The sequence below is a fragment of the Curtobacterium sp. APC 4022 genome, from assembly GCF_030407555.1.
In the GTDB taxonomy this organism is placed as follows: Bacteria; Actinomycetota; Actinomycetes; order Actinomycetales; family Microbacteriaceae; genus Curtobacterium.
Genome location: NZ_JASDDD010000020.1, coordinates 21,275 through 45,033 on the forward strand (window position 1 = coordinate 21,275; position 23,759 = coordinate 45,033).

The window sequence follows — 23,759 nt, forward strand, 5'->3', positions numbered from 1 at the left end:
ATGACCGACCAGACCGCACTGCAGTACACCAAGGACCACGAGTGGATCCTCGTCGAGGGCGACGTCGTCACCGTCGGGATCACCGACCACGCGGCCGAACAGCTCGGTGACGTCGTCTACGTCGAGCTCCCCGCCGTGGGCACCACCACGACCGCCGGCGAACAGCTCGGCGAGATCGAGTCCACCAAGAGCGTCGGCGAGCTCTTCGCGCCGATCGAGGGCGAGGTCGTCGAGGTCAACGACGCCGTCGTCGCGACGCCCGACACCGTCAACCAGGACCCGTTCGGTGCCGGCTGGCTCGTCAAGCTCCGCGTCGAGGGCACGTCCTTCCCCGAGGACCTGATGGACCACGACACCTACCGGGCGTCCATCGCATGACCAGCATCCTGCGGCAGGACGACAACCTGCAGACCACGTTCGCCGACCGGCACATCGGGACGACCCCGGCCGACCAGCGCGCCATGCTCGACGTCGTCGGGCAGCCCTCGCTCGACGCCCTCGTCCGTGCGGCCATCCCGGAGTCCATCCACGCCGCCCCGGTGACCGACTCGTCGATCCCGACCGCTGTCGGGGAGACCGAGGCGCTCGCCGAACTCCGTGCCGTCGCCGGCCGCAACACGGTCCGCCGCGCGATGATCGGCCTGGGCTACGCGGACACCCACACGCCCGCCGTCATCCAGCGGAACGTCCTCGAGAACCCGAGCTGGTACACCGCCTACACGCCGTACCAGCCGGAGATCTCCCAGGGCCGCCTCGAAGCGCTCATCAACTTCCAGACGATGGTCTCCGACCTCACCGGCATGGCCACCGCCGGAGCGTCCATGCTCGACGAGGGCACCGCCGTGGTCGAGGGCATGCTCCTGGCCCGCCGCGCCTCGAAGGTCAAGGGCGACGCGTTCCTGGTGGACGCCGACCTGCTGCCCCAGACGGCGGCGCTGCTCGGTCACCGCGCCGAGGCGGTCGGGATCACCCTGCGCGGCTTCGACGCCGCCGACGGCCCCACCGACGAGCAGCTCGACGGCGCGTTCGGCGTCGTCCTGCAGTACCCCGGTGCCTCCGGTCGCATCGTCGACCCCACCCGTACCATCGAGCGCGTCCACGCCGGTGGCGGCATCGCCGTCGTCGCGGCCGACCTGCTCGCGATGACCCTGCTCGCCAGCCCCGGTGACCTGGGCGCCGACGTCGCGGTGGGCACCAGCCAGCGCTTCGGCGTCCCGCTCGGCTTCGGTGGCCCGCACGCCGGGTACCTCGCCGTCCGGGCAGGCCTCGAGCGCCAGCTGCCCGGTCGTCTCGTCGGGGTGTCCTTCGACGCGGACGGCAGCATGGCCTACCGCCTCAGCCTGCAGACCCGCGAGCAGCACATCCGCCGCGAGAAGGCGACGAGCAACATCTGCACCGCGCAGGTGCTCCTCGCCGTGATGGCCTCGATGTACGCGGTCTACCACGGGCCCGAGGGGCTGCGGTTCATCGCGCACCGGGTCGCCCGGACGACGACCGCACTCGCCGACGTCGCCCGTGCCGCGGGCGCCGAGGTCGTGCACGACGGCTTCTTCGACACCCTGACGCTCCGGTTCGCCGGCCGCGCCGAGTCCGTCGTCGCTGCCGCACACGACGCCGGGTACCTGCTGCACTTCGTGGACGCCGACACCCTGCAGGTGTCCGTCGACGAGACCACCGTGCCGGAGGACGTCGTCGCCCTGGCCGCCGTCTTCGGCGCCGCGGACGTGACCGTCCCGGGCACCGAGACCGCCGTCCGTGACGCGGGCACGGGTTTGCCGTCCGGCCTCGAGCGCGAGAGCGCGTTCCTGACCCACCCGGTCTTCTCGGCGCACCGCAGCGAGACCCGGATGATGCGCTACCTCAAGCACCTGTCCGACAAGGACTACGCGCTCGACCGCGGCATGATCCCGCTCGGCAGCTGCACGATGAAGCTCAACGCGGCGACCGAGATGGCCGCCGTCACCTGGCCCGAGTTCGCCCGTCTGCACCCGTTCGCCCCGCGCGAGGACGTGCAGGGCTACCTCGACATGATCGGCGATCTCGAGACCTGGCTCGCCGAGGTCACCGGGTACGACACCGTGTCGGTCCAGCCGAACGCCGGCAGCCAGGGTGAGCTCGCCGGGCTCCTCGCGATCCGCGGCTACCACCGCTCGCGGGGCGACGAGGCCCGCACGGTCTGCCTCATCCCGTCGAGCGCGCACGGCACGAACGCGGCGTCGGCGGTCCTCGCCGGCATGCGGGTCGTCGTCGTGGCGTGCGACGAGGACGGCAACGTCGACCTCGACGACCTCTGCGCGAAGACGACCGAGCACGCCGACGCCCTCGCCGCGCTGATGATCACGTACCCGTCGACGCACGGCGTGTACGAGCACGACATCACCGCGATCTGCGACGCCGTGCACGATGCCGGCGGCCAGGTCTACGTCGACGGCGCCAACCTCAACGCGCTCCTCGGTCACGCGCGCTTCGGCGACTTCGGCGGGGACGTCTCGCACCTCAACCTGCACAAGACGTTCTGCATCCCGCACGGCGGTGGCGGACCGGGCGTCGGTCCCGTCGCGGCCAAGGGACACCTCGCGCCGTTCCTGCCCGGGCACCCGATGGCGCAGGACGCCGACCGTCGTACCGGTGCGGACGCGAACGCCGACGGCGGTCGTCTGGCCCACGCCGGCGGCCCGGTCTCGGCCGCGCCCTACGGCAGCCCGAGCATCCTGCCGATCACCTGGACCTACGTCCGGATGATGGGCGTCGAGGGGCTCACCCGCGCGACCGAGGTCGCCGTGCTCGGCGCGAACTACCTGGCGGCACGCCTGCGCGAGGCGTTCCCGGTCCTCTACACAGGCGAGTCCGGGCTGGTCGCGCACGAGTGCATCCTCGACCTCCGTCCTCTGCGTGAGGCCACCGGCATCACGGTCGACGACGTCGCGAAGCGCCTCATCGACCACGGCTTCCACGCGCCGACGATGTCGTTCCCGGTCGCGGGCACGCTCATGGTCGAACCGACCGAGAGCGAAGACCTCACCGAGCTCGACCGCTTCGTCGACGCGATGCTCGCCATTCGTGCCGAAGCGGACGCCGTCGCCCGGGGTGACTGGCCGGCCGAGGACAACCCGCTCGTCAACGCGCCGCACACGGCCGCGTCGGTGATCACGGGGGAGTGGCAGCACGCCTACACGCGTGAGCAGGCGGTGTACCCGGCGGCCGGACAGGTCGGTCGGAAGTACTGGCCGCCGGTGCGCCGGATCGACCAGGCGTACGGGGACCGCAACCTCGTCTGCGCCTGCCCGCCGGTGGAGGCGTTCGCGTAGGACGGCGCCCGAGCCGACGAGGCAACAGACGGACGGGAGGCCCGTGGCGGGATCGCCACGGGCCTCCCGTCCGTCTGTGGTGGTCCGTCTGTGGTGTGGTCATCACGACCGACGGTCGCGCATCATGCGGGGTGGAGCGCTCCGAATGCAAGCGGTTGCGGACAACACCTGTGGTTCACCCGGGCGTCACCTCCACGCTGCACGGACGTTGATGCAAACGCAATGGATCGGCGGCGCTCCGTCCCAGACGCGGGGATGTTGCAGGATGCCGCAACGATCCTGCAACTTGGTTTCGGGCGTGTAACCGATGCGCCCAGGGTTTGGTCGGTCCTCTCTGCACTGCCTACAGTTCAGGAGTCAAACGTGCCGGGAGGGACCTCTGTGCCCGGCGCGTCCCATGCACCAGGAGGAACTCTTGATCAAGAAGCGCGCTGGGCTCACTGCCCTCGCCGTGCTCGGGGCCACAGCAATTGCCCTGACCGGCTGCTCCGGCAACGGTGGCGGAAGCGGCTCGGGCTCCGGCTCCGGCTCCGGTTCGGCCAACGCCGCCGGCATCGTCACCACGAACGGCAGCGAACCGCAGAACCCGCTCATCCCGTCGAACACCACCGAGACCGGTGGCGGCAAGATCATCACGTCGCTGTTCGATGGTCTGTTCACCTACGACGCCGACGGCAAGCCGGTGAAGGAACTCGCCAAGAACGTCGAGACCACCGACTCGAAGACCTTCGACATCACGATCAACTCGGGGTGGAAGTTCACCAACGGCGAGGCGATCACCGCCGAGTCCTTCACGAAGGCGTGGAACTGGGCAGCCCAGAAGTCCAACGCTCAGGGCGCGAGCTACTTCTTCGAGAACATCGAGGGCTACGACGCCGACAAGGACTCCGAGCTCACCGGCCTCAAGGTCAAGAGCGACGACGAGTTCACGGTGACGCTGAAGTCGGCGCAGTCGGACTTCCCGCTGTCGCTCGGCTACAACGCCTTCGTGCCGCTCCCCTCGGTCTTCTACAAGGACACGAAGGCCTTCGGTGAGAACCCGATCGGCAACGGTCCGTACAAGCTCGCGAGCAAGAGCGCCTGGACGCACAACCAGGACATCAAGCTCGTCACGAACAAGGACTACCAGGGCAAGCGCAAGCCGAAGAACGGTGGTCTGACGATCACGTTCTACACGTCCCAGGACACCGCGTACTCCGACGCCCAGGGCGGCAACCTCGACGTCCTCGACGCCGTGCCGGACGCCGCTTTCTCGACCTACAAGTCGGACTTCCCCGACTCGAACGTCAACCAGGCCGCCGCGATCTTCCAGGCGATCTACCTGCCCTACTACCTGGACCACTGGAAGGGCGAAGAGGGCAAGCTCCGTCGCGAGGCGGTCTCCCTGTCGATCAACCGCAAGCAGATCACCAACAAGATCTTCCAGGGCACCCGCACCCCGGCCAAGGACTTCACCTCCCCGGTGATCGACGGCTGGACCGCGGACCTCAAGGGCTCCGACGTCCTCGACTACAACAAGTCGGAGGCCAAGAAGCTGTGGAAGCAGGCCGACGACATCTCGCCGTACAACGACACGCTCACCATCGCGTACAACGCTGACGGTGGACACGAGGCCTGGGTCACCGCGGTGACCAACTCGATCTCCAGCACGCTGGGCATCAAGGCCGAGGGCAAGGCCCTCCCGACGTTCGCCGAGGCGCTCGCGCTGCAGACGGACGACAAGCTCACGGGCGGTAGCCGCACCGGTTGGCAGGCCGACTACCCGTCGCTGTACAACTTCCTCGGCCCGACCATGGGCAAGGGCTCGTCGAACAACTACTCGCGCTACGACTCGTCCGAGTACAACGAGCTGCTCGCCAAGGGCCGTTCGGCCTCGTCCGTCGAAGAGGGCAACAAGTTCTTCGACCAGGCTCAGGAGCTGCTGCTCAAGGACCTGCCCGAGATCCCGCTCTGGTACTCCAACGTGACCGGTGTCTGGTCTGCAGACAACGTGAAGAACGTCAAGTTCGGTTGGGACTCCGTCCCGCTGTACTACGACGTCGAGGTCACCAAGTAACACCCGGTCTCCTCGGAGACACATCGCGGACAGGTATCCTGCTCCGCGGCCAACCGGACGGGGGTTCGGGGACCACGGTCCCCGAGCCCCCGTACCACGGCGGTCAACACCTTCCCCCACGAACGCGGGCGCCGCCGCCCGCACCGGACACCCGTGCCGACCCTCGGACCGTCCACCCCTCACGACATGAACCTGAACGACATGCGCGCTGTGAACCAGGCAGGGATCTGATGCTCTGGTACCTCGGCAAGCGCCTCCTGCAGCTCATCCCCGTCTTCTTCGGGGCCACGTTCCTCATCTACTTCATGGTGTTCTCGTTGCCCGGGGACCCCGTCGCCGCACTGTTCGGCGACCGCCAGCCGTCACCGCAGGTGATCGAGGCGATCCGGCAGCAGTACAACCTCGACAAGCCCTTCTTCGTCCAGTACCTGCTCTGGATCGGTGGCCTGTTCCGCGGTGACCTCGGCACGACGTTCTCGGGCCTGCCGGTCAGCCAGCAGCTCGCCGCGGCGTTCCCGATCACCGCGCGCCTGGCGATCCTGTCGCTCGTCTTCGAGGCCGTCGCCGGCATCGTCGTCGGTGTCATCGCCGGTCTCCGCAAGGGCAAGCTGTTCGACGCGACGGCCCTCGTCGTCTCGCTGCTGCTCATCTCGGTGCCGACCTTCGTCGTCGGGTTCCTGCTGCAGTACGTCCTCGGCATCAACCTCGGGCTGTTCCGCGTGACGGTCTCCGGTCAGGCGCCCTGGTCGGAGCTCGTGCTGCCCGCCATCGTGCTGGCGTCGGTGTCGTTCGCGTACATCGTCCGCCTGACCCGCGCGAGCGTCGCCGAGAACATGAGCGCCGACTTCGTGCGGACCGCCACCGCGAAGGGCCTGTCCCGCCGCCGCGTCGTCGGGGTGCACATCTTCCGCAACTCGCTGATCCCGGTCGTGACCTACCTGGGTGTCGACATCGGCAACCTGATGGTCGGCGCGATCGTGACCGAGGGCATCTTCAACATCCACGGTGTGGGTGGCACGGTGTTCCAGGCCGTCAAGCTCGGCGAAGGCCCCACGGTGGTCTCCTTCGTCGCCGTGATGGTCATCATCTTCATGCTCGCCAACCTCCTGGTCGACCTGCTGTACGCCGTCCTGGACCCGAGGATCCGTTATGCCAAGTAACACTGAACCCCGCTCGGCGACGCACTACGTCGCGCCGATCGAGGAGACTCCGCTCCTGGCGGTCGACCAGGTCAACGAGGACGAGAAGACCCGTTCGCTGTGGACCGACGCCTGGGAGTCCATGCGCCGCCGTCCCACGTTCTGGATCTCGTCGATCCTCATCCTGCTGATCATCGTCGTGGCGATCGCGCCCGGGCTGTTCACCCACGTGGACCCGCGCGCTGCGAACCTCAACGACAGCAACGAGGGTCCGCGTGCCGGCCACCTGCTCGGCTTCACGCGCCAGGGGTACGACGTGTACGCCCGCGTCATCTGGGGCGCGCAGAACTCGCTCATCGTGGGGCTGCTCGCGACCGTGCTCGTCACGATCGTCGGCATCGTGATCGGTGCCTTCGCCGGGTTCTACGGCGGCTGGCTCGACACGATCGTCTCCCGCATCGGTGACGTGTTCTTCTCGATCCCGACCGTCCTCGGCGCGATCGTCTTCATGTCGGTGCTCCCGGCGCGGAACGCCGTGACGGTGTCGCTCGTGCTCGCGGTGTTCGCCTGGCCGCAGATCGCCCGCATCATGCGCGGTGCCGTGCTCAGTGCGAAGCAGGCCGACTACGTCACCGCCTCCTCAGCGCTCGGCGTCAGCCGGTTCACCACCCTGGTGCGCCACGTGATCCCGAACTCGTTGGCACCGGTCATCGTCGTCGCGACGGTCTCGCTCGGCACGTTCATCGTGGCCGAGGCGACCCTGTCGTTCCTCGGCATCGGTCTGCCGGCGTCGGCACTGAGCTGGGGCCTCGACATCAACGCCGCGCAGTCGTCGATCCGCACCAGCCCGTCGACGATCTTCTGGCCCTCCGCCGCCCTTTCCATCACCGTGCTCGCGTTCCTCCTCCTCGGTGACGTGGTCCGCGACGCACTCGACCCGAAGGCGAGGGCCCGCCGATGAGCGAGACACTCACCTCGCCGAACGCCAAGGCGTCCGGCACCCCCGGCGCCCCGCTGCTGGAGATCACCGACCTGCACGTCGGGTTCAAGACGCAGAGCGGTCTCGTGCAGGCCGTCCGTGGTGTGAACATGACCCTCGAGCAGGGCGAGCGCCTGGCGATCGTGGGGGAGTCCGGTTCGGGCAAGTCCACGAGCGCCCAGGCGATCATCAAGCTGCTCCCCGGCACCGGCCAGATCACCGGCGGCTCGATCAAGCTGAACGGGCGCGAGCTCGTCGGCATGAACGAGAAGCAGATGGCCGAGATCCGCGGCACCGAGATCGGGTACGTCCCCCAGGACCCGATGTCGAACCTCAACCCGCTCTGGAAGATCGGGTTCCAGGTCGAAGAGGCCATCAAGGCCAACGGCATGGCGACCGGCAAGTCCGCGATCCGTGCCCGCGCGATCGAGGTCCTGCAGGAGGCCGGGCTCGGTGACGCCGAGAGCCGCCTCAAGCAGTACCCGCACGAGTTCTCCGGCGGCATGCGCCAGCGCGTGCTCATCGGCATCGGTCTGTCGAGCCGCCCGAAGCTGCTCATCGCCGACGAGCCGACTTCTGCCCTCGACGTCACCGTGCAGCGCGTCATCCTCGACCACCTCGAGAGCCTGACGCGTGACTTCGGCACCTCCGTCCTGTTCATCACCCACGACCTCGGCCTCGCCGCCGAGCGCGCCGAGAAGCTCGTGGTGATGTACAAGGGCCAGGTCGTCGAGGCCGGTCCGTCGAAGGAGATCCTGGCGAACCCGCAGCACCCGTACACGCAGCGCCTCGTCGCTGCGGCACCGTCGCTCGCGAGCCGCCGCATCCAGTCGAAGGTGCAGCACCAGACCGTCTCGATCTCGGCGGACGGCAGCGAGGACGACGAACTCCTCGCCCGCGCCCACGCTCGTGAGAGCGCGCCGGCGAAGGACCTGATCATCGTCAAGGACCTGCAGAAGGTCTACAAGCTGCGTGGTCAGGGCATCGCGACCCGCGAGCTCAAGGCCGTCGACGGCGTCTCGTTCGCGATCCCGAAGGGCACCACCACGGCGCTCGTCGGCGAGTCCGGTTCGGGCAAGTCCACCGTCGCGAAGCTCGTCTTGCAGCTCGAGTCGATCACGTCCGGTTCGGTGCAGTTCGACGGCATCGACATCGGCGCGCTCAAGGGCAAGGACCTGTTCGACTTCCGTCGTCGCGTCCAGCCCGTGTTCCAGGACCCGTACGGCTCGCTGGACCCGATGTACAACGTCGGCAACACGATCGCCGAGCCGCTCAGCACGCACAAGGTCGGCGACAAGGCCTCGCGTCGCGCCCGGGTGCTCGAGCTGCTCGACCAGGTGGCCCTGCCGAAGTCGATGGTCAACCGGTACCCGAGCGAGCTGTCCGGTGGGCAGCGACAGCGCATCGCCGTCGCACGTGCCCTGGCGCTCAAGCCCGAGGTCATCGTCCTCGACGAGGCGGTCTCCGCCCTCGACGTGCTCGTGCAGGGCCAGATCCTGGACCTGCTCACCGAGCTGCAGTCGGAGCTCGGCCTGACCTACCTGTTCATCACCCACGACCTGGCGGTCGTCCGCCTCGTCGCGGACAACGTGTGCGTGATGCGCAAGGGCCAGATCGTCGAGAAGGCGACGACCGACGAGGTCTTCGCCAACCCGCGTGAGCAGTACACGAAGGACCTGCTGGCCGCCATCCCCGGCGCCGGCTTCGAGTTCGGTCGCTGACCCGCACCACCAGCGACACACGGAACGCGCCGCCCCGGCTCCGGGACGGCGCGTTCCGTCGTTGCGGGCACCGGACGAGAGGCACGCCCCACGTCGCGCAGGACTGCTCCGGTCCGGCGTCAGGGTGCGTCGGGGTGCGCGGGGCCCCGTCAGGCTCCGTCAGGAGCGGATCAGAGGCGTGCGCCGGCCATGCTGCCGGCGATGCCCAGGACGACGAGGGCGACGACCGCCCAGCCGTGCACGCGGTGGACGATCGGTGCAGCCGTCACGGTCGCCGGGGGAGCGCCGTCGTACTCGAGTGCTGCGGGCACCCGCGCACGCATCTCGTCGGCCGCAGCGGCGACGGTGACCGGCACCGTGCCTCCCGGCCGTTCGAGGGCGAGCCGTGCCGTCGGCCGCGGCGCGATCCAGACCCGCTGCTCACCCTGGTCGGTGACGACCTCGAGGCCGTACTTCGACCGCACGTCCTGCACGCGCCGCCAGGCGAAGCGCGTGGTCCGGCGGACGTCGACCACGACCAGCTCGTCCTCGGTCAGTTCGATGCGCGGACGCCAGAGGACCACCCAGGCGAACCAGGCGGTGAAGAGGGACGGCACCGGCACCAGCAACGCGGCGCGGAGGCCGTTCGTGAGGAGTCCGATGACGACGAGGGCGACCGCCACGACCCAGAGGGCGACGGCGAAGCGTCGGAGGTTCGTCGCGACGATCCGGACGGGCTCGGTCGGCCGGGCGGGCGCGGTCGGCCGGGCGGGCGCGGTCGGTTCGGGCATGGGGGCAAGCCTAGGAGACGGCGGGTGCCCGATCGACGAGAGCGCCTCTCCGGGACCACCCACCGAGCGGACCAGACAGGCCGAGCGCGTACCGGCAGGAGACCCGATGTCCCGGAGAGGCGAACCCGGAGGTCTCAGGGCGTCCATCGTCACCCCGTCGGCCGCTCCTGTCAACGCCTCATTCGACGAGGAGCTCGATCTGGGCCCGGATGACCTCGGCGCGCGGGAAGCGGAGGCCGACCAGGCCCACGTGCCGCCACCGCACCAGGCCGTCCGGACCGATCACGAAGACCGATCGACGGAGTCCCAGTCCGGGTACGTGCACGCCGTAGGCACGGACGACGTCGCCGGCGACGTCGGAGAGGAGGGGGAAGGACAGCGAGGCGTTCCGGGCGAAGCCCTCGTGCGAGTCGAGGCCCTGCGGACTGATGCCCCAGACCACGGCACCCAGGTCGCGGAAGTCGTCGAGCTCCTGCTGGTACGAGCAGAGCTGGGCGGTGCAGACGGGGGTGGCGTCGCCGGGGTAGAAGGCGAGCACCACCGGGCGACCGAGTTCGGCGGTGAGTGCGTACTCTGCGTCGGTGCGCACGCCGTCGCGGACGATCATGCCGGGGAGGGTGAAGTCCGGCGCCGCGGTGCCCGGCTCGGGGATGGCCATGGGGCAACAGTACGGTCCGCGCACTCGATGTGACGGGGACCGCACCGTCCGTGTCCTGCGAGAGCGCACACCGGCTCGCCGAAGACGCACGGTTCCGGACGCACGAAGGGCCGGACGCAACGCGTCCGGCCCTCGGTGTCTGTCCGTCGGTGGCTACTTGGTGAAGCCGACCTTCGTCCAGTCGATGTTCTGCGCACCCGCGAACGCGCCGTAGTTGGCGAGCTTCGGGTTCTGGGCGACCAGCGCGGGCTTCGCGGTGATCGGCATCGAGTGTCCGATCGACCAGACCTGCTTGTCGATCTTGTTCCAGATGACGTTGGCCTTGTCCGAGTCCGGCTCGGACAGTGCCTGCTTCGTCAGCTTGTCGATCGCATCCGAGCTGACACGGCCGTAGTTCTGGCCGGTGGCACCCGAGGTGTAGATCGTCGCCGAGCTGGAGTGGAAGCCGGTGCCGCCCCAGACGAAGATCGTCATGTCGTAGTTGCCCGGGGTGACGTACTGCTCGAAGAAGTCGTCCGTGGCGACCGACTTCAGGGTGAGCTTGACGCCGATCTCCTTCAGCTGCTGCTGCATGACCTGGGCCAGCTGCTGCGAGGTCGGGGCACCGGACGGGATCGTGATGGCGATCGCCAGCTGCTTGCCGCCCTTCGAGCGGTAGGTGCCGTCGGTCTTCCAGCCGTCGTCGTCCAGCAGCTTCTTCGCCTTCTCGACGTCGAAGGTGGCGTTCGGCTTGATGTTCGACTTGTAGCCCTTGTCCGTGGACAGGAACAGGTGGTTGTCGAGCGTGCCGAGCTTGTAGGGCAGCGTCCCGCCGATGACCTGAGCCAAGGCGTCACGGTTCACGGCGTGCTGGATCGCCAGCCGGAGCTGCTTGTCCTTGAGTAGACCGTTCGTCGAGAAGTCGACGTGCGTGTACTGGGCGGACGTCGACGCGAGGATCTTCGTGTTCTTCGCGTTCTTCACCCGGTCGAAGCGCTCCGACGTCGTCGTGAGGACGGAGTCGATCTCCTTGTTCAGGTACGCGTCCACGTCGGCGTTGCCGTCCAGCGACCGGAAGATCACCTGGTCGAGCTTCGGCTTGTCGCCCCACCAGTTCTCGTCCGGCTTCATGGTGACGGTGCCTGCGGTCTCGTTCAGGTCCGTGATCTTGTACGGACCGGACGACACCGGGACCTTGCCCTTGTAGCCGTTGTTGAACTGGTCCGGCGTGCTGGTCTGGCTGGCCGGGTACAGCGGGCTGAACAGGGACTTCCAGTCCGAGAACGGGGTGGAGAACTTGACCACGACGTCCTTGTCGGTCGCGCCCTTGGTCACGGAGGAGATGTCCTCGTAGCCGGTGGAGCCGGCGATGAGGTAGGCCTTGTCCGTGCCGTTGGTGGTCTTCCACTCGTTCTCGAAGTCACGCCAGGTGATCTCCGAGCCGTCGTTCCACTTGGCCTTGTCGTTGATCGTGTACGAGATCGTGAGCGGGTCGTCGCTCGTGACCTCGGCCTTCGACACGTAGTCGGTGTCCAGGGTGGGGGCACCCTTGCCGTCGATCGTGTAGACGTACGGCATCGTCGCCTGCTCGATCGTCGCCGCGTCGACGAGCGGGCCGTCGACCTGGTTGTAGTTCCACTGCGAGACCCATTGCGAGATCGGCAGACGGAGCGTGCCACCGTCTTCGAGGTCGGAGACGGGCTTCGGGTTGATCTGTGCCGAGGTCGGCAGCGTCTTCTTGCCCGAGTCGTCGGATCCGGACCCGCCGGATCCACCTGATCCGCCCGAGCAACCGGTCACGGCGAGTGCGATCCCGGCGAGGGTCGCCGTCACCGCGAGGACGTTCCTGTGCTTCATTTCGTTCCCCTCTGGAAGTTGTCGCTGAGCCTAGGGCCCCCGAGCGGGGGCAACGGGCATTTTCCGTATCCGACGTACTTTCGTTACGAGCCCGGCGGGGCGACGACATGTACCGGAAACAAACGAGGCCCTATGGTGGCCTCCATGATCCGCTTCCTGGCGCGTCGATTCGTGTACTACGTCGTGCTCGTGTTCCTCGCGACCTCGCTGACCTACTTCCTCGCGTCAGCGACGTTCAGCCCCCGTTCCGTCTACGCCCAGCGGAACCCTGCGCCGTCGGCACAGGTCATCGACGCCAAGCTCGACGACATCGGCGTCAACGACAAGACCCCCGTGGTGATCCGGTACGGGCACTGGCTCGACGGGGTCGTGCACGGCGACCTCGGCCAGACGATCCAGGACCGTTCGGTCAACGACCAGTTCTTCCCGCGGCTGGGGGTGAGTCTCCGGCTGCTGGTCGTCGGATCGATCGCCGGCATCGTGCTCGGCGTCCTCGTCGGCGTGTGGAACGCGATCCGGCAGTACAAGATCTCGGACCGGGTCAGCGCGGCGATCTCGATCGTCTTGTTCTCGACACCCGTGTTCCTGACCGCGGTCATCCTGAAGATCAGTGCAACGAAGCTGAACCAGGACGCCGGCAGCCAGCTCATCAACTTCACGGGCGAGGCGACCCCAGGACTCGACGGGTCGGCGTGGACGCTGCTCGTCGACCGCGGCGCGCACCTGCTGCTCCCGACGATCTCGATCGCGCTGGGCCTCATCGCCATCTACAGCCGGTACCAGCGAGCGACGATGCTCGACGTCCTGGGTTCGGACTTCCTCAGGACCGCCCGGGCGAAGGGGCTGACGCGGGGACGGGCCACGTTCAAGCACGGGCTGCGTACTGCGCTCATCCCGATGACCACGCTCTTCGCCTACGGGTTCCTCGGCATCCTGACCGGCGCGACCCTGACCGAGAAGATCTTCGCGTGGAACGGGCTCGGCTCGTGGTTCATCGACGCGGTGAACGGCAACGACGTCAACGTCGTGACGGCGTACACGCTGTTCGCCGCGGTGGTGGTGCTCATCTCCGGGTTCCTCGCCGACGTCGCGACCGCAGCGCTGGACCCGCGCGTCAGGAGGGCATGACATGACCGACACCCGGATCGAACCCGTCGACCCCTCGCTCATCGCGAAGAGCGACACCCCGGCCCGCCCGAAGCGGCAGGGCAACCGGTTCCTGCAGACAACACGACGGCTGTTCATGAACCGCGGCGCGGGCATCGGCGTCATCGTCATCGTGCTGCTGTTCGCCTTCGCGTTCCTCGGCCCGCTGGTCAGCCCCTGGCAGTACTCGCAGATCGACTACACGGCGTTCACCCGGCCGCCGAGCGCCACGCACTGGTTCGGCACGAACGGCATCGGCCAGGACGTCTTCTCCCAGACGGCCCGCGGCATGCAGAAGAGCCTGCTCATCGGCCTGCTCGTCGCCGTGTTCTCGACCGCCATCGCCGCGATCACGGGCGCCGCCGCCGGGTACTTCGGCGGCTGGGTCGACCGCATCGTGATGTTCTTCGTCGACATGCTGCTCGTGCTGCCGTCGTTCCTCATCATCGCGATCATCAGCCCGCGCATCCAGAACGCCGGATGGATCGTCCTGGTCGTGCTCATCACGCTGTTCGGCTGGATGATCACCGCCCGTGTCGTCCGCTCGATGACCCTGTCGGTCAAGGAGCGCGAGTTCGTCCGCGCCGCCCGGTACATGGGGATCGGCCCGTTCCGGATCATCTTCCGGCACGTCCTGCCGAACGTGGCGTCGTTCCTCATCATCGACGGCACGATCCAGGTCGCGACCGCGGTGCTCGGCGAGACCACCCTGAGCTACTTCGGCTTCGGCGTGCAGTCGCCGGACGTCTCGCTCGGCACGCTGATCGCCCAGAACCAGGACAACGCGCTGACCAGCCCGTGGCTGTTCTACTTCGCGGCCGGCGCGCTCGTGGTCTTCGCGATCGCGGCGAACCTGATCGGCGACGGGCTGCGTGACGCCCTCGACCCGACCTCGACGACCGGCAAGCGTGAGAAGCGCAACCGCCGTCGGGACCAGAACCAGGCGGCCGTGGACGTGGCCGCGTTGAACACACAGGCCGGTTCCGGCGCATGACCGCCGCACTGACGACCGGGGAAGCAGCATGAGCACCATCACGAACGGGTCGGCCGCGACGCCGACGACCAGCACCGAGCCGATCCTGCGGGTCCGTGACCTGCACGTCCGCTTCCCGACCCCGCGGGGGACCGTGCACGCGGTCCGCGGCGTCGACCTGGAACTCCGCCGTGGCGAGGTCCTGGGCATCGTCGGCGAGTCCGGGTCCGGTAAGTCGGTGACGAGCCTGGCCGTCCTCGGCCTGCTGCCCGACACCACGAAGGTCACCGGCTCCGTCCAACTCGACGGCGATGAACTGCTCGGTCGCTCCGACAAGCAGATGAGCCGCCTGCGCGGTGACAAGGTCGCGATGGTCTTCCAGGACCCGCTGTCCGCGTTCACGCCGGTGTACACGATCGGTGACCAGATCGCCGAGACCGTCCGCCTGCACCGCGGTGCCTCGAAGGCCGAGGCCCGGGCCCGTGCCATCGAGCTCCTCGGGCTCGTCGGCATCCCCGAGCCCGCCCGCCGCGTCGACGCCTTCCCGCACGAGTTCTCCGGCGGCATGCGGCAGCGCGCCATGATCGCGATGGCGATGGCGAACGACCCGGACGTGATCCTGGCCGACGAGCCCACCACAGCACTCGACGTCACGATCCAGGCGCAGATCATCGAGGTGCTCCGGACCGCCCAGCGCGAGACCGGCGCCGCCCTGGTGTTCGTCAGCCACGACCTGGGTGTCATCGCGGGCATCGCCGACCGGATCGCCGTCATGTACGCCGGTCGGATCGTCGAGACCGCGACCGCCGAGGAGCTGTTCGCCCGGCCACGCATGCCGTACACGATCGGGCTCATCGGGGCGCTCCCGCGGCTCGACGCCACCGACCGGTCGCCGCTCGTGCCGATCCCCGGGTCGCCGCCGTCGCTCATCGGCCTGCCGGACGCCTGCCCCTTCGCGGCGCGCTGCCCGCTCGTCAGCGAGGTCTGCCGGTCGACCGAGCCGGTCCTCGCACCGCCGGTCGGCATCGGGGTCACCGCCGTCGACGCCGCTGCGGGCCTCGACACCGCCGACGCCGCAGCTGCCGGCCTCGGCGCGGCCGCCGCTGGGGCGCCGTCGCACGCCGCCGGCCACACCGCCGCGTGCCACCGCACCGCCGAGGTCGCCGCCGCGCACGCGGACGCCGGCCGGATCTTCTCCCTGCCCGTCATCCCCGAGCACGCCGCCGCGGTGGCGGCGTCCCGCACCGACCGCGAGCCCGTCGTGCACGTCGAGGGCCTGACGAAGACCTTCCCGCTCGTCAAGGGCGCCGTCTTCCGCCGCAAGGTCGGCGAGGTCTTCGCCGTCGACGGTGTCGACCTCGACATCCGCCGGGGCGAGACCCTCGGCCTGGTCGGCGAGTCCGGCTCCGGCAAGTCGACGACCCTGCACCAGCTGATGGACCTCGAGCGTCCGGAAGCGGGCACCGTCGAGCTGTTCGGTGAGTCCCTCGCGGACGCCACGGCACGCGGCGCAGCCGGTACCCGGGCACTGCGGCAGCGCATCTCGATGGTCTTCCAGGACCCGTCCGCCAGCCTCGACCCGCGCATGTCGGTCTACGACGTCGTCGCGGAGCCGCTCCGGGCGATCGGCGCTCCGGCCTCCCGGATCGACGAGCGCGTGCCGGAACTGCTCGGCCTGGTCGGACTGCGGGCCGCCGAGGCCGACCGCTACCCGCACGAGTTCTCCGGCGGGCAGCGGCAGCGCATCTCCATCGCCCGAGCCCTCGCGGTGGAGCCCGACCTGATCGTCCTCGACGAACCCGTCTCGGCCCTCGACGTGTCGATCCAGGCCGGCGTGCTCAACCTGCTCGCCGAACTCAAGGCGCGCCTCGGGCTGTCCTACCTGTTCGTCTCGCACGACCTGTCCGTCATCCGGCACGTCGCCGACCGCGTCAGTGTCATGTACCTCGGCCGCACCGTCGAGGAGGGTGCGGTCGACGAGGTGTTCGAACGCCCGATGCACCCCTACACGGCAGCGCTCATGTCCGCCGTGCCGGTGCCGGACCCCGTCGTCGAGCGGGCCCGCACGACGATCCTGCTGCCGGGCGACCCGCCCAGCCCGACCGAGCGGCCGACCGGCTGCCGGTTCCGCTCGCGCTGCCCGCTCTTCGCGATCCTGCCCGAGGCGGAACGTCGCCGCTGTGAGACGGACGAGCCGGAGAAGGCGCCCCGTCGTGGCGAGGACGTCGACCACCGGGCGGCGTGCCACTACCCGGAGAAGGTCGCCTCGATCGCGGCGTAGCCAGCGACGGACGGGAGGCGGTGCGCACGACGTGCGCACCGCCTCCCGTCCGTCCGTGGTCGGGTGCGCGACCGTCCGTGCCGCTGCTCAGATCTTCGGTGGGCTGGTGATCGGCGACTCCCACGTCGGCGGTTCCGGGTACTCGCCGGGTCGCGAGGACGACGGGTGCCGTCCGCCGGTGCGGCCGCCCACGGCTTCGGAGAGTGCGTCGGCGTCGTTCGTCCAGAACAGATCGCTGAAGACGTCGAGCGAGTAGTGACCACTCGGTTGGACGAGGTACTGGATGCGCCAGCCGTCGTCGGTGTACCCGTCGAGGTAGTAGGTGTCCGTGATCCGCTCGACGTGGTGGCTCCAGCCCTTCGCGGCGAAGTAGTCGATCAACGGCTCGAGATCGGACCGTGATCCGTGCGCACCGGCCGGGTCCCAGGACCGGCCTGACTCCAGCGCGTACGTGTTGTGCGTGTCGGCCCCGGCCATCGGGCGTATCCCGTCACCGCCGATCTGCGGGATGGCATCGCCGCCGTTCCAGTGCCACTCACCGTCGGAGAGCTGCCGTTGCGCGTCCGCCAGGACCTGCTGCATCGTCCGGTAGTGCTCGCGGTACCGGTCGTACTCCTCGTGCAACGAGAGCGCGGCAACCTCCTGCCGTGTGAGTCCTCCGGCGTCGTGCTCCATGGTTCCTCCTCCGGACGTGCACCCGGCAGCCAGTCCGACCGTCAGGACGACGGCGATGATCATGCGGACCGTCCTGCTCCAGGCCGTCATCCCGGCCTCCCGGTCGCGATGATCTCGATGATGTGACGCTGCGCCGTGGCGTCGGGTGACAGGTACCCGACGCCGGTCGGCGGGTACATGTCGTGGCCGGTGACCGCTTCCGTCCCGGGCCCGGCCTCGGACGAGAAGACGTGGACGCCCGGGAGGTCACGAGGGTCGGTCCGGCCGATCCGGCCGAGGCGCGCCGTGTGGTCCTGTTCGCCCTCCGTGGCGAAGACCTGGCGGACGTTGAGGTGCTCGGGCCGCGTGTCGTCCGTGAACCCGACCGAGCCGTAGGTGACGACGGCGTCGACCCGGTACCGCGTCTGCGCAGCCGCTTCGACCGCCACCGCAGAACCGTACGAGTGTCCGAGCACCGTGAGGCGTCCCGGAGCGTTGCCGTCCCGGCTGTCGTGGACACCGTCGAGGAACGAGGCGAGCGCCGCCCCGCCGTCGATCGCGCGTCGGTGCGCGGGCACCTCGACGAGTTCCGGTGCCCGGTAGCCGATCCAGGAGACGACGGCGAAGGACGACGCCGGGGCGAGCCGAACGGCGCCGCGCAGCAGACCGGCGGCGGCACGGACCTGCCCGTCCGTGCTGTCGAGCGTCGTGGTCGCGCCCGGCACGTTCACCGTGACGTTCGAGGCCGTGTCGAGGTCCCCGAGCGACACCGCTGCCACGAGTGCGCCGTCCGTGGCGCCGAAGCCGACGAGCTGCGCGACCGCGGCGGAGGGTGCCTCCAGCTCCTGCGCGAGACGGTCCGCCCGCCGCACGCCCTTCCACAGCGCCGCGACCTGCTGCCGGAACTCGTCCATCGTCGCGGCGCCGTGCGTGTACCGCAGGCCGAGCATCCGGTACACCCGCTCCGGGTTCCCGAGCGCTGCCCGCAGCACCGCGCGCGAGGCGATGTCACGTGCCGCAGCGGGGACACCGTCGAGGTTCGCGATCTGCAGCGTCGTGGTCAGGGGGAGTGCGCGCAGGTCGTGCTCGGACAGCCCGAGCTCCGACCACGCCGCCGCGACCTCGGCCGAGGTGACTGCCGGGTCGAACACCCGCTGGAGTCCGGTCGGCAGCGTCGACGTCCCGGCGACGTCGAGCACGCCGTCCGCCAGGGACACCCCGCTGCCCGCGGCCGCGAAGGCGTTCGCGATCCGACGCACCCAGGCGGTGTCCTCGACGTCCTCGGCGAGGTGGTCCCCGAAGCCGGCGACCAACGTGGCCTCGTCCACCGGCACCCAGGCACACCGCGCGGTGAAGCCGGCCCACGCGTTCCGGACCCGGTGGAGGTCCTGCTCGGTCGCGGCGTCCTGGACCTCGGCGGACCCGCTGAACTCCCGGAGTCGACGCGGATCGGCTCCGCTCCGACCCGCTGTGCCACCACCGCCACCGCTCCCGGTGCTGCGCTGCCGTGGCCGTGCGCGGAAGGCCGCGGACACCGGGGTCGGGCGCACCGGGGTCGCGGACGGCTCGGGGTCCCACGCGCCGCTCGCCCAGTCCAGGACCGACCCCGGCGGGACGCCGACGGCGACCAACGCGTGGTCTCGTCGCCGTTCGCGTTCCTGCCAGGCGATCCGGGCCTCCAGTCGGCGACGCTCCTCGTCCGCCTGTCGGGTGACGACGTGGAGCTGGACCGTCAGGTCCTCGAGCGCCCTCGTCAACCGGCCCCGGTCCTCCGACTCGATCGTGCGCGCCGCCGCGAACAGCCGGGCGTACGCACCGTGGAAGTCCTGCAGCGCGCGCTCCGCGCTCGCTCGTCGGCCGGCGCCGCTGGCTCGGAGGCGCAGCGCCACGTCCGTCAGGCACGCGACCAGCCGTGACACGGCCACGTCGTCGAACTCGATCCCCATCGTTCCCCACATCGCTCGGAGCAGTGTGTGGAACGTAGCATTTCATCCGGGCGGCCCGGAAGCCCTCGGGATGTCTGTGGAGAAGTCGGTCCCCGGTGTCAGGAGAAGAGGGCCGGGAATGCGTGCGCGACGAACGGGTACCCGACAAAGACGGTGGCGTCGAGGAGCACGTGCGTGATGACGAGGGGCAGCAGGCGTCCCCACCTCGTGTAGATCCAGCCGAAGACGACGCCCATCACCGCGTTGCCGACGAACGCGCCGAAGCCCTGGTACAGGTGGTAGCTGCCGCGGAGGACCGCGGTGGACAGGATGACCTGCCACCGCCCCCATCCCAGGTCGCCGAGTCGCGAGTACAGGTAGCCGACGACGATCACCTCTTCCTGCAGCCCGGAGCGGACGGCGGACAGCAGGAGCACCGGGATCGTCCACCAGTACGAGCCGAGGGCGGCCGGGTCGACGGCGACCGTGATGCCGAGTGCGCGACCCGTGAAGTACAGGGCGAGTCCGGGGATGCCGATGCCGAGGGCGATGAGCGCCGCGCCGCCGAGGTCAGGACGGACACGGAAGCGGTCGATGCCGAGTCGGCCGAGGTGCGGGCGTGACGAGCTCCAGAGCAGCATGCAGACCAGCGCGACCGGCGCCAGGTCGGCCGCGATGCCCAGCAACTGGCGGGCGAGGTCGACGTACTGCACGGTCGTCGTCGAGGTGTTCAGCGCCGTCGACTGCTGCCCGAGCGGTGTCGTCTGGGACAGGTCGTCGATGATCTGCAGGACCGAGTAGAGCGCACTCGCGCCCAGCGACAGCATGAGCACGATGGTGATCTCGGTCCACGTTCGCCGACGGCTCATACGCTGTACTCCCTCTGCTTGCGAACTACCGGTAGACTGGCGAGTCGGGCATGGTCCCGAAATCCGTCGGGCACGGTCCCGCACCTCGGGCTGGTCCCGAGAACACCTCGGGCTCGGCCCGGGAACCCTCGGGAACGGCCCGAACCCCGGGCACTCGCCCGATCATCTTCCGAACACAAAAGGATGTCCTGTATGGCGCTCGCCACTCGGTCCGACCTGCGCAACGTCGCCATCGTGGCACACGTCGACCACGGCAAGACCACCCTCGTCGACGCGATGCTGACGCAGACCAACTCGTTCGACGCCCACTTCGAGGGCGAAGACCGCATGATGGACTCGAACGACCTCGAGCGCGAGAAGGGCATCACCATCCTCGCGAAGAACACGTCGGTCCTCTACAACGGCAAGCACGCCGCCGAGTTCGGCGCGGGCGGCCCCATCACGATCAACGTGATCGACACCCCGGGCCACGCTGACTTCGGTGGTGAGGTCGAGCGCGGCCTCTCCATGGTCGACGGTGTCGTCCTGCTCGTCGACGCGTCCGAGGGCCCGCTGCCCCAGACGCGCTTCGTGCTCCGCAAGGCGCTCGCTGCCAAGCTCCCGGTGATCCTGCTCGTCAACAAGACGGACCGCCCGGACTCCCGCATCGACGAGGTCGTCTCGGAGAGCCAGGACCTGCTCCTCGGTCTCGCCTCCGACATGTCGGACGAGGTCGACGACCTCGACCTCGACGCGATCCTCGACGTCCCGGTGGTCTACGCCTCCGGCCGAAACGGTGCCGCGTCGCGCAACAAGCCCGAAGACGGCACGCTGCCCGACAACGACGACCTCGAGCCGCTCTTCGAAGCGATCCTCCAGCACGTCCCGGCCCCGACGTACGACGACGAGCACCCGCTGCAGGCGCACGTCACCAACCTCGACGCATCGCCGTTCCTCGGTCGCCTCGCCCTGCTCCGCATCTTCCACGGTGAGATGAAGAAGGGCCAGACGGTCGCCTGGGTCAAGCACGACGGCACCGTCGTCAACGCCCGCATCACCGAGCTCCTCATCACCAAGGCACTCAACCGCTTCCCGGCCGAGTCCGCGGGCCCCGGTGACATCGTCGCCGTCGCCGGCTTCGACACGATCACCATCGGTGAGACCCTGAGTGACCCCGAGGACGTCCGTCCGCTGCCGACCATCACGGTCGACGCGCCGGCGATCTCGATGACGATCGGGACCAACACCTCGCCGCTCGTCGGCAAGGTCAAGGGCCACAAGCTCACCGCCCGCATGGTCAAGGAGCGCCTGGACCGCGAGCTGGTCGGCAACGTCTCGCTCAAGGTCGTCGACATCGGCCGCCCGGACGCCTGGGAGGTCCAGGGTCGTGGCGAGCTCGCACTCGCCATCCTGGTCGAGCAGATGCGTCGCGAGGGCTTCGAGCTCACCGTCGGCAAGCCGCAGGTCGTCACCAAGCGTGACGAGAACGGCAAGCTGCAGGAGCCGTACGAGCACATGACCATCGACACGCCGGAGGAGCACCTCGGCGCCATCACCCAGCTCATGGCTGCCCGCAAGGGCCGCATGGAGAACATGGTGAACCACGGCACCGGCTGGATCCGCATGGAGTTCATCGTGCCGTCGCGTGGCCTCATCGGCTTCCGCACGTCCTTCCTCACGGAGACGCGCGGCACCGGCATCGCCAACGCGATCTTCCACGGCTACGACGAGTGGGCCGGCGCGATCCAGACCCGGATCAACGGCTCGATCGTCTCCGACCGCTCCGGTGTGGTCACCCCGTTCGCCATCACGAACCTCCAGGAGCGCATGTCGTTCTTCGTCCAGCCGACGGAAGAGGTCTACGAGGGCATGGTCATCGGCGAGAACTCGCGCGCCGACGACATGGACGTGAACATCACCAAGGAGAAGAAGCTCACCAACATGCGTTCGGCCAACGCCGACACGTTCGAGTCGATGACGCCGTCCCGGCAGCTGTCGCTCGAGGAGTGCCTCGAGTTCGCCCGCGAGGACGAGTGCGTCGAGGTCACCCCGGACGCGGTCCGCATCCGCAAGGTCGAGCTGGACGCGTCGGCTCGCCAGCGCTCCTACGCGCGCCTCAAGCGCCAGGACGCGTAAGCCACACCCTGGAGGCCCGTCCTCCGTCCCACGGCCCGGTCACCGCTCGCAGGTGGCCGGGCCGTCGGCGTCGGGAGGCACGGTCGGGAGATACGGTGGACGGGTGACTCTCGACCTGCTCTCCATCTACCAGGACCTGCACGCCCACCCGGAACTCGGCTTCCAGGAGCACCGCACCGCGGGCGTCGTCGTCGACCGCCTGACCGAGATCGGCGGCGTCACCGTCACCACGGGTGTCGGCGGGACCGGCGTCGTCGGGGTCCTCGAGAACGGTGACGGACCGGTCGTCTGGCTCCGCGCCGACATGGACGGGCTGCCCGTGCAGGAGCGCACCGGCCTGCCCTACGCCAGCACCGCCCGCGCGACGGATGAGGACGGCAACGAGGGCCCGACCATGCACGCCTGTGGGCACGACATCCACGTGACGTGGCTGCTCGGCACCCTCGAGCGCCTGGTCGCGACCCGCGCGGACTGGAGCGGCACCGTCGTCGCGGTGTTCCAGCCGGCGGAAGAGGTCATCTCCGGCGCCCGCGCGATGATCGACGACGGACTGGTCGAGCGCTTCCCGAAGCCCGCCGTGGTCCTCGGGCAGCACTCGGCCCCGGCTCCGGTCGGCGTCGTCGCCGTGGGGTCCGGCGCCGTGATGGCGTCGAGCGACCGCTTCACCGTCACGTTCAACGGCCGCGGTGCCCACGGGTCCGCGCCGCAGGCGTCCCTCGACCCGATCGTCACGGCGGCCTCGGCGGTGGTCCGACTGCAGACGATCGTCTCGCGCGAGGTCGGCCCGAGCGACGCGGGTGTCGTCACCGTGGGCTCGTTCCACGCCGGCACGCGGCCGAACATCATCCCGGACACGGCCGTCATCGAGATCTCCACCCGAGCGCGCAACGAGGAGACCCGCGCCGCGATCATCGCCTCGATCGAACGGATCGTCCGCGCCGAGAGCGACGCCGGGGGACTGGCCGCCCCGACGATCGAGCGGGCCCCGGGCGCCGACGTCCTGGTGAACGACGCCGACCAGGCCGCGGTCGTGCTCGAGGCCGTGCGGGCCGTCGTGCCGCACGCCGTCGACATGGAGTCGGGGTTGGCGATGGCGTCCGAGGACGTCGGCCAGCTCGCCACCGCCGCAGGGGCCCCGATCGTGTACTGGTTCACGGGCATCACCGACCCGGAGCTGTTCCGTCGCGGCGAGGACATCCCGAGCAACCACTCGCCGTTCTACGCGCCGCAGGCCGACACCGCGATCCCGGTCGGGGTCGACGCCCTGGTCGCGGCAGCCCGGGCGACGCTCGACTGACGCGCCGCGCTGGGTCGTCCACGGCGGCGGTG

General features: G+C 69.3%; 17 protein-coding genes. 11 read left to right on the forward strand and 6 right to left on the reverse strand.

Annotated features, from left to right (window positions below; genetic code table 11):
• From gcvH to QL987_RS08580, 6 genes are all read left to right on the forward strand, one after another.
• Complete coding sequence (gene gcvH, locus QL987_RS08555; protein WP_111075682.1) at nt 1–378, forward strand: glycine cleavage system protein GcvH; 378 nt, start codon at nt 1–3, stop codon at nt 376–378.
• On the forward strand, nt 375–3,308 hold the full coding sequence (gene gcvP, locus QL987_RS08560; RefSeq protein ID WP_290157222.1) for an aminomethyl-transferring glycine dehydrogenase: 2,934 nt from the start codon (nt 375–377) through the stop codon (nt 3,306–3,308). The genes gcvH and gcvP overlap by 4 nt, the downstream gene beginning before the upstream one ends.
• Nucleotides 3,309–3,723: 415 nt before the next feature.
• Nucleotides 3,724–5,364, forward strand: a complete 1,641-nt coding sequence (locus QL987_RS08565; protein WP_290157224.1) for an ABC transporter substrate-binding protein — start codon at nt 3,724–3,726, stop codon at nt 5,362–5,364.
• Between the two features lie 230 nt (nt 5,365–5,594).
• Nucleotides 5,595–6,524: an ABC transporter permease gene (locus QL987_RS08570; protein ID WP_204608988.1), complete on the forward strand. Its 930-nt coding sequence runs from the start codon at nt 5,595–5,597 to the stop codon at nt 6,522–6,524.
• Nucleotides 6,514–7,464, forward strand: a complete 951-nt coding sequence (locus tag QL987_RS08575) for an ABC transporter permease (RefSeq protein ID WP_221851183.1) — start codon at nt 6,514–6,516, stop codon at nt 7,462–7,464. The genes QL987_RS08570 and QL987_RS08575 overlap by 11 nt, the downstream gene beginning before the upstream one ends.
• Nucleotides 7,461–9,203: an ABC transporter ATP-binding protein gene (locus tag QL987_RS08580; RefSeq protein ID WP_221851185.1), complete on the forward strand. Its 1,743-nt coding sequence runs from the start codon at nt 7,461–7,463 to the stop codon at nt 9,201–9,203. Before QL987_RS08575 ends, QL987_RS08580 begins: the two co-directional genes overlap by 4 nt.
• A gap of 170 nt (nt 9,204–9,373) precedes the next feature.
• Here QL987_RS08580 and QL987_RS08585 read toward each other — a convergent pair whose 3' ends face one another.
• From QL987_RS08585 to QL987_RS08595, 3 genes are all read right to left on the reverse strand, one after another.
• Entirely contained in the window at nt 9,374–9,973 is a 600-nt protein-coding gene (locus tag QL987_RS08585; protein ID WP_290157230.1) for a hypothetical protein, read from the reverse strand.
• A gap of 178 nt (nt 9,974–10,151) precedes the next feature.
• Nucleotides 10,152–10,631: a peroxiredoxin gene (locus tag QL987_RS08590; RefSeq protein WP_290157232.1), complete on the reverse strand. Its 480-nt coding sequence runs from the start codon at nt 10,629–10,631 to the stop codon at nt 10,152–10,154.
• A gap of 153 nt (nt 10,632–10,784) precedes the next feature.
• Complete coding sequence (locus QL987_RS08595) at nt 10,785–12,467, reverse strand: ABC transporter family substrate-binding protein (protein ID WP_290157233.1); 1,683 nt, start codon at nt 12,465–12,467, stop codon at nt 10,785–10,787.
• Nucleotides 12,468–12,611: 144 nt separating this feature from the next.
• On the opposite strand from QL987_RS08595, the gene QL987_RS08600 reads away from it, so the two are divergent.
• Genes QL987_RS08600 through QL987_RS08610 form a run of 3 tightly spaced genes read left to right on the forward strand, consistent with a single transcriptional unit; the run spans nt 12,612 to nt 16,867 of the window.
• Nucleotides 12,612–13,595 (forward strand): ABC transporter permease, encoded by a 984-nt coding sequence (locus QL987_RS08600; protein WP_111075731.1) that lies wholly within the window; start codon nt 12,612–12,614, stop codon nt 13,593–13,595.
• 1 nt (nt 13,596) lies between these two features.
• A complete protein-coding gene (locus QL987_RS08605) occupies nt 13,597–14,607 on the forward strand; it encodes an ABC transporter permease (protein ID WP_111075674.1) in 1,011 nt (336 codons plus the stop codon).
• A 28-nt stretch (nt 14,608–14,635) separates the two neighbouring features.
• Complete coding sequence (locus QL987_RS08610; protein ID WP_253467727.1) at nt 14,636–16,867, forward strand: ABC transporter ATP-binding protein; 2,232 nt, start codon at nt 14,636–14,638, stop codon at nt 16,865–16,867.
• Between the two features lie 87 nt (nt 16,868–16,954).
• Here QL987_RS08610 and QL987_RS08615 read toward each other — a convergent pair whose 3' ends face one another.
• The 3 genes from QL987_RS08615 to QL987_RS08625 all read right to left on the reverse strand — a co-directional run bounded on the left by QL987_RS08615 (nt 16,955) and on the right by QL987_RS08625 (nt 20,315).
• On the reverse strand, nt 16,955–17,605 hold the full coding sequence (locus QL987_RS08615; RefSeq protein ID WP_290157236.1) for a hypothetical protein: 651 nt from the start codon (nt 17,603–17,605) through the stop codon (nt 16,955–16,957).
• Between the two features lie 23 nt (nt 17,606–17,628).
• A complete protein-coding gene (locus QL987_RS08620; RefSeq protein WP_290157237.1) occupies nt 17,629–19,467 on the reverse strand; it encodes an alpha/beta hydrolase in 1,839 nt (612 codons plus the stop codon).
• 98 nt (nt 19,468–19,565) lie between these two features.
• On the reverse strand, nt 19,566–20,315 hold the full coding sequence (locus QL987_RS08625) for a CPBP family intramembrane glutamic endopeptidase (RefSeq protein ID WP_221849958.1): 750 nt from the start codon (nt 20,313–20,315) through the stop codon (nt 19,566–19,568).
• Nucleotides 20,316–20,507: 192 nt separating this feature from the next.
• On the opposite strand from QL987_RS08625, the gene typA reads away from it, so the two are divergent.
• Both typA and QL987_RS08635 read left to right on the forward strand, forming a co-directional pair.
• Nucleotides 20,508–22,430, forward strand: coding sequence for a translational GTPase TypA (typA, locus tag QL987_RS08630; RefSeq protein WP_111075669.1), 1,923 nt, complete (start codon nt 20,508–20,510; stop codon nt 22,428–22,430).
• 103 nt (nt 22,431–22,533) lie between these two features.
• Nucleotides 22,534–23,727, forward strand: a complete 1,194-nt coding sequence (locus tag QL987_RS08635; RefSeq protein WP_290157238.1) for an amidohydrolase — start codon at nt 22,534–22,536, stop codon at nt 23,725–23,727.
• The last annotated feature ends 32 nt before the right edge of the window (nt 23,728–23,759 follow it).

Excerpts from the sequence above, each read along its gene's own strand:
- QL987_RS08575 (WP_221851183.1), top strand. The coding sequence starts at position 6,514 with ATGCCAAGTAACACTGAACCCCGCTCGGCGACGCACTACGTCGCGCCG.
- QL987_RS08620 (WP_290157237.1), bottom strand. The coding sequence starts at position 19,467 with ATGGGGATCGAGTTCGACGACGTGGCCGTGTCACGGCTGGTCGCGTGC.
- QL987_RS08615 (WP_290157236.1), bottom strand. The coding sequence starts at position 17,605 with ATGATCATCGCCGTCGTCCTGACGGTCGGACTGGCTGCCGGGTGCACG.
- QL987_RS08590 (WP_290157232.1), bottom strand. The coding sequence starts at position 10,631 with ATGGCCATCCCCGAGCCGGGCACCGCGGCGCCGGACTTCACCCTCCCC.
- QL987_RS08570 (WP_204608988.1), top strand. The coding sequence starts at position 5,595 with ATGCTCTGGTACCTCGGCAAGCGCCTCCTGCAGCTCATCCCCGTCTTC.
- QL987_RS08580 (WP_221851185.1), top strand. The coding sequence starts at position 7,461 with ATGAGCGAGACACTCACCTCGCCGAACGCCAAGGCGTCCGGCACCCCC.
- typA (WP_111075669.1), top strand. The coding sequence starts at position 20,508 with ATGGCGCTCGCCACTCGGTCCGACCTGCGCAACGTCGCCATCGTGGCA.
- QL987_RS08600 (WP_111075731.1), top strand. The coding sequence starts at position 12,612 with ATGATCCGCTTCCTGGCGCGTCGATTCGTGTACTACGTCGTGCTCGTG.
- gcvH (WP_111075682.1), top strand. The coding sequence starts at position 1 with ATGACCGACCAGACCGCACTGCAGTACACCAAGGACCACGAGTGGATC.
- QL987_RS08625 (WP_221849958.1), bottom strand. The coding sequence starts at position 20,315 with ATGAGCCGTCGGCGAACGTGGACCGAGATCACCATCGTGCTCATGCTG.
- QL987_RS08605 (WP_111075674.1), top strand. The coding sequence starts at position 13,597 with ATGACCGACACCCGGATCGAACCCGTCGACCCCTCGCTCATCGCGAAG.
- gcvP (WP_290157222.1), top strand. The coding sequence starts at position 375 with ATGACCAGCATCCTGCGGCAGGACGACAACCTGCAGACCACGTTCGCC.
- QL987_RS08585 (WP_290157230.1), bottom strand. The coding sequence starts at position 9,973 with ATGCCCGAACCGACCGCGCCCGCCCGGCCGACCGCGCCCGCCCGGCCG.
- QL987_RS08595 (WP_290157233.1), bottom strand. The coding sequence starts at position 12,467 with ATGAAGCACAGGAACGTCCTCGCGGTGACGGCGACCCTCGCCGGGATC.
- QL987_RS08610 (WP_253467727.1), top strand. The coding sequence starts at position 14,636 with ATGAGCACCATCACGAACGGGTCGGCCGCGACGCCGACGACCAGCACC.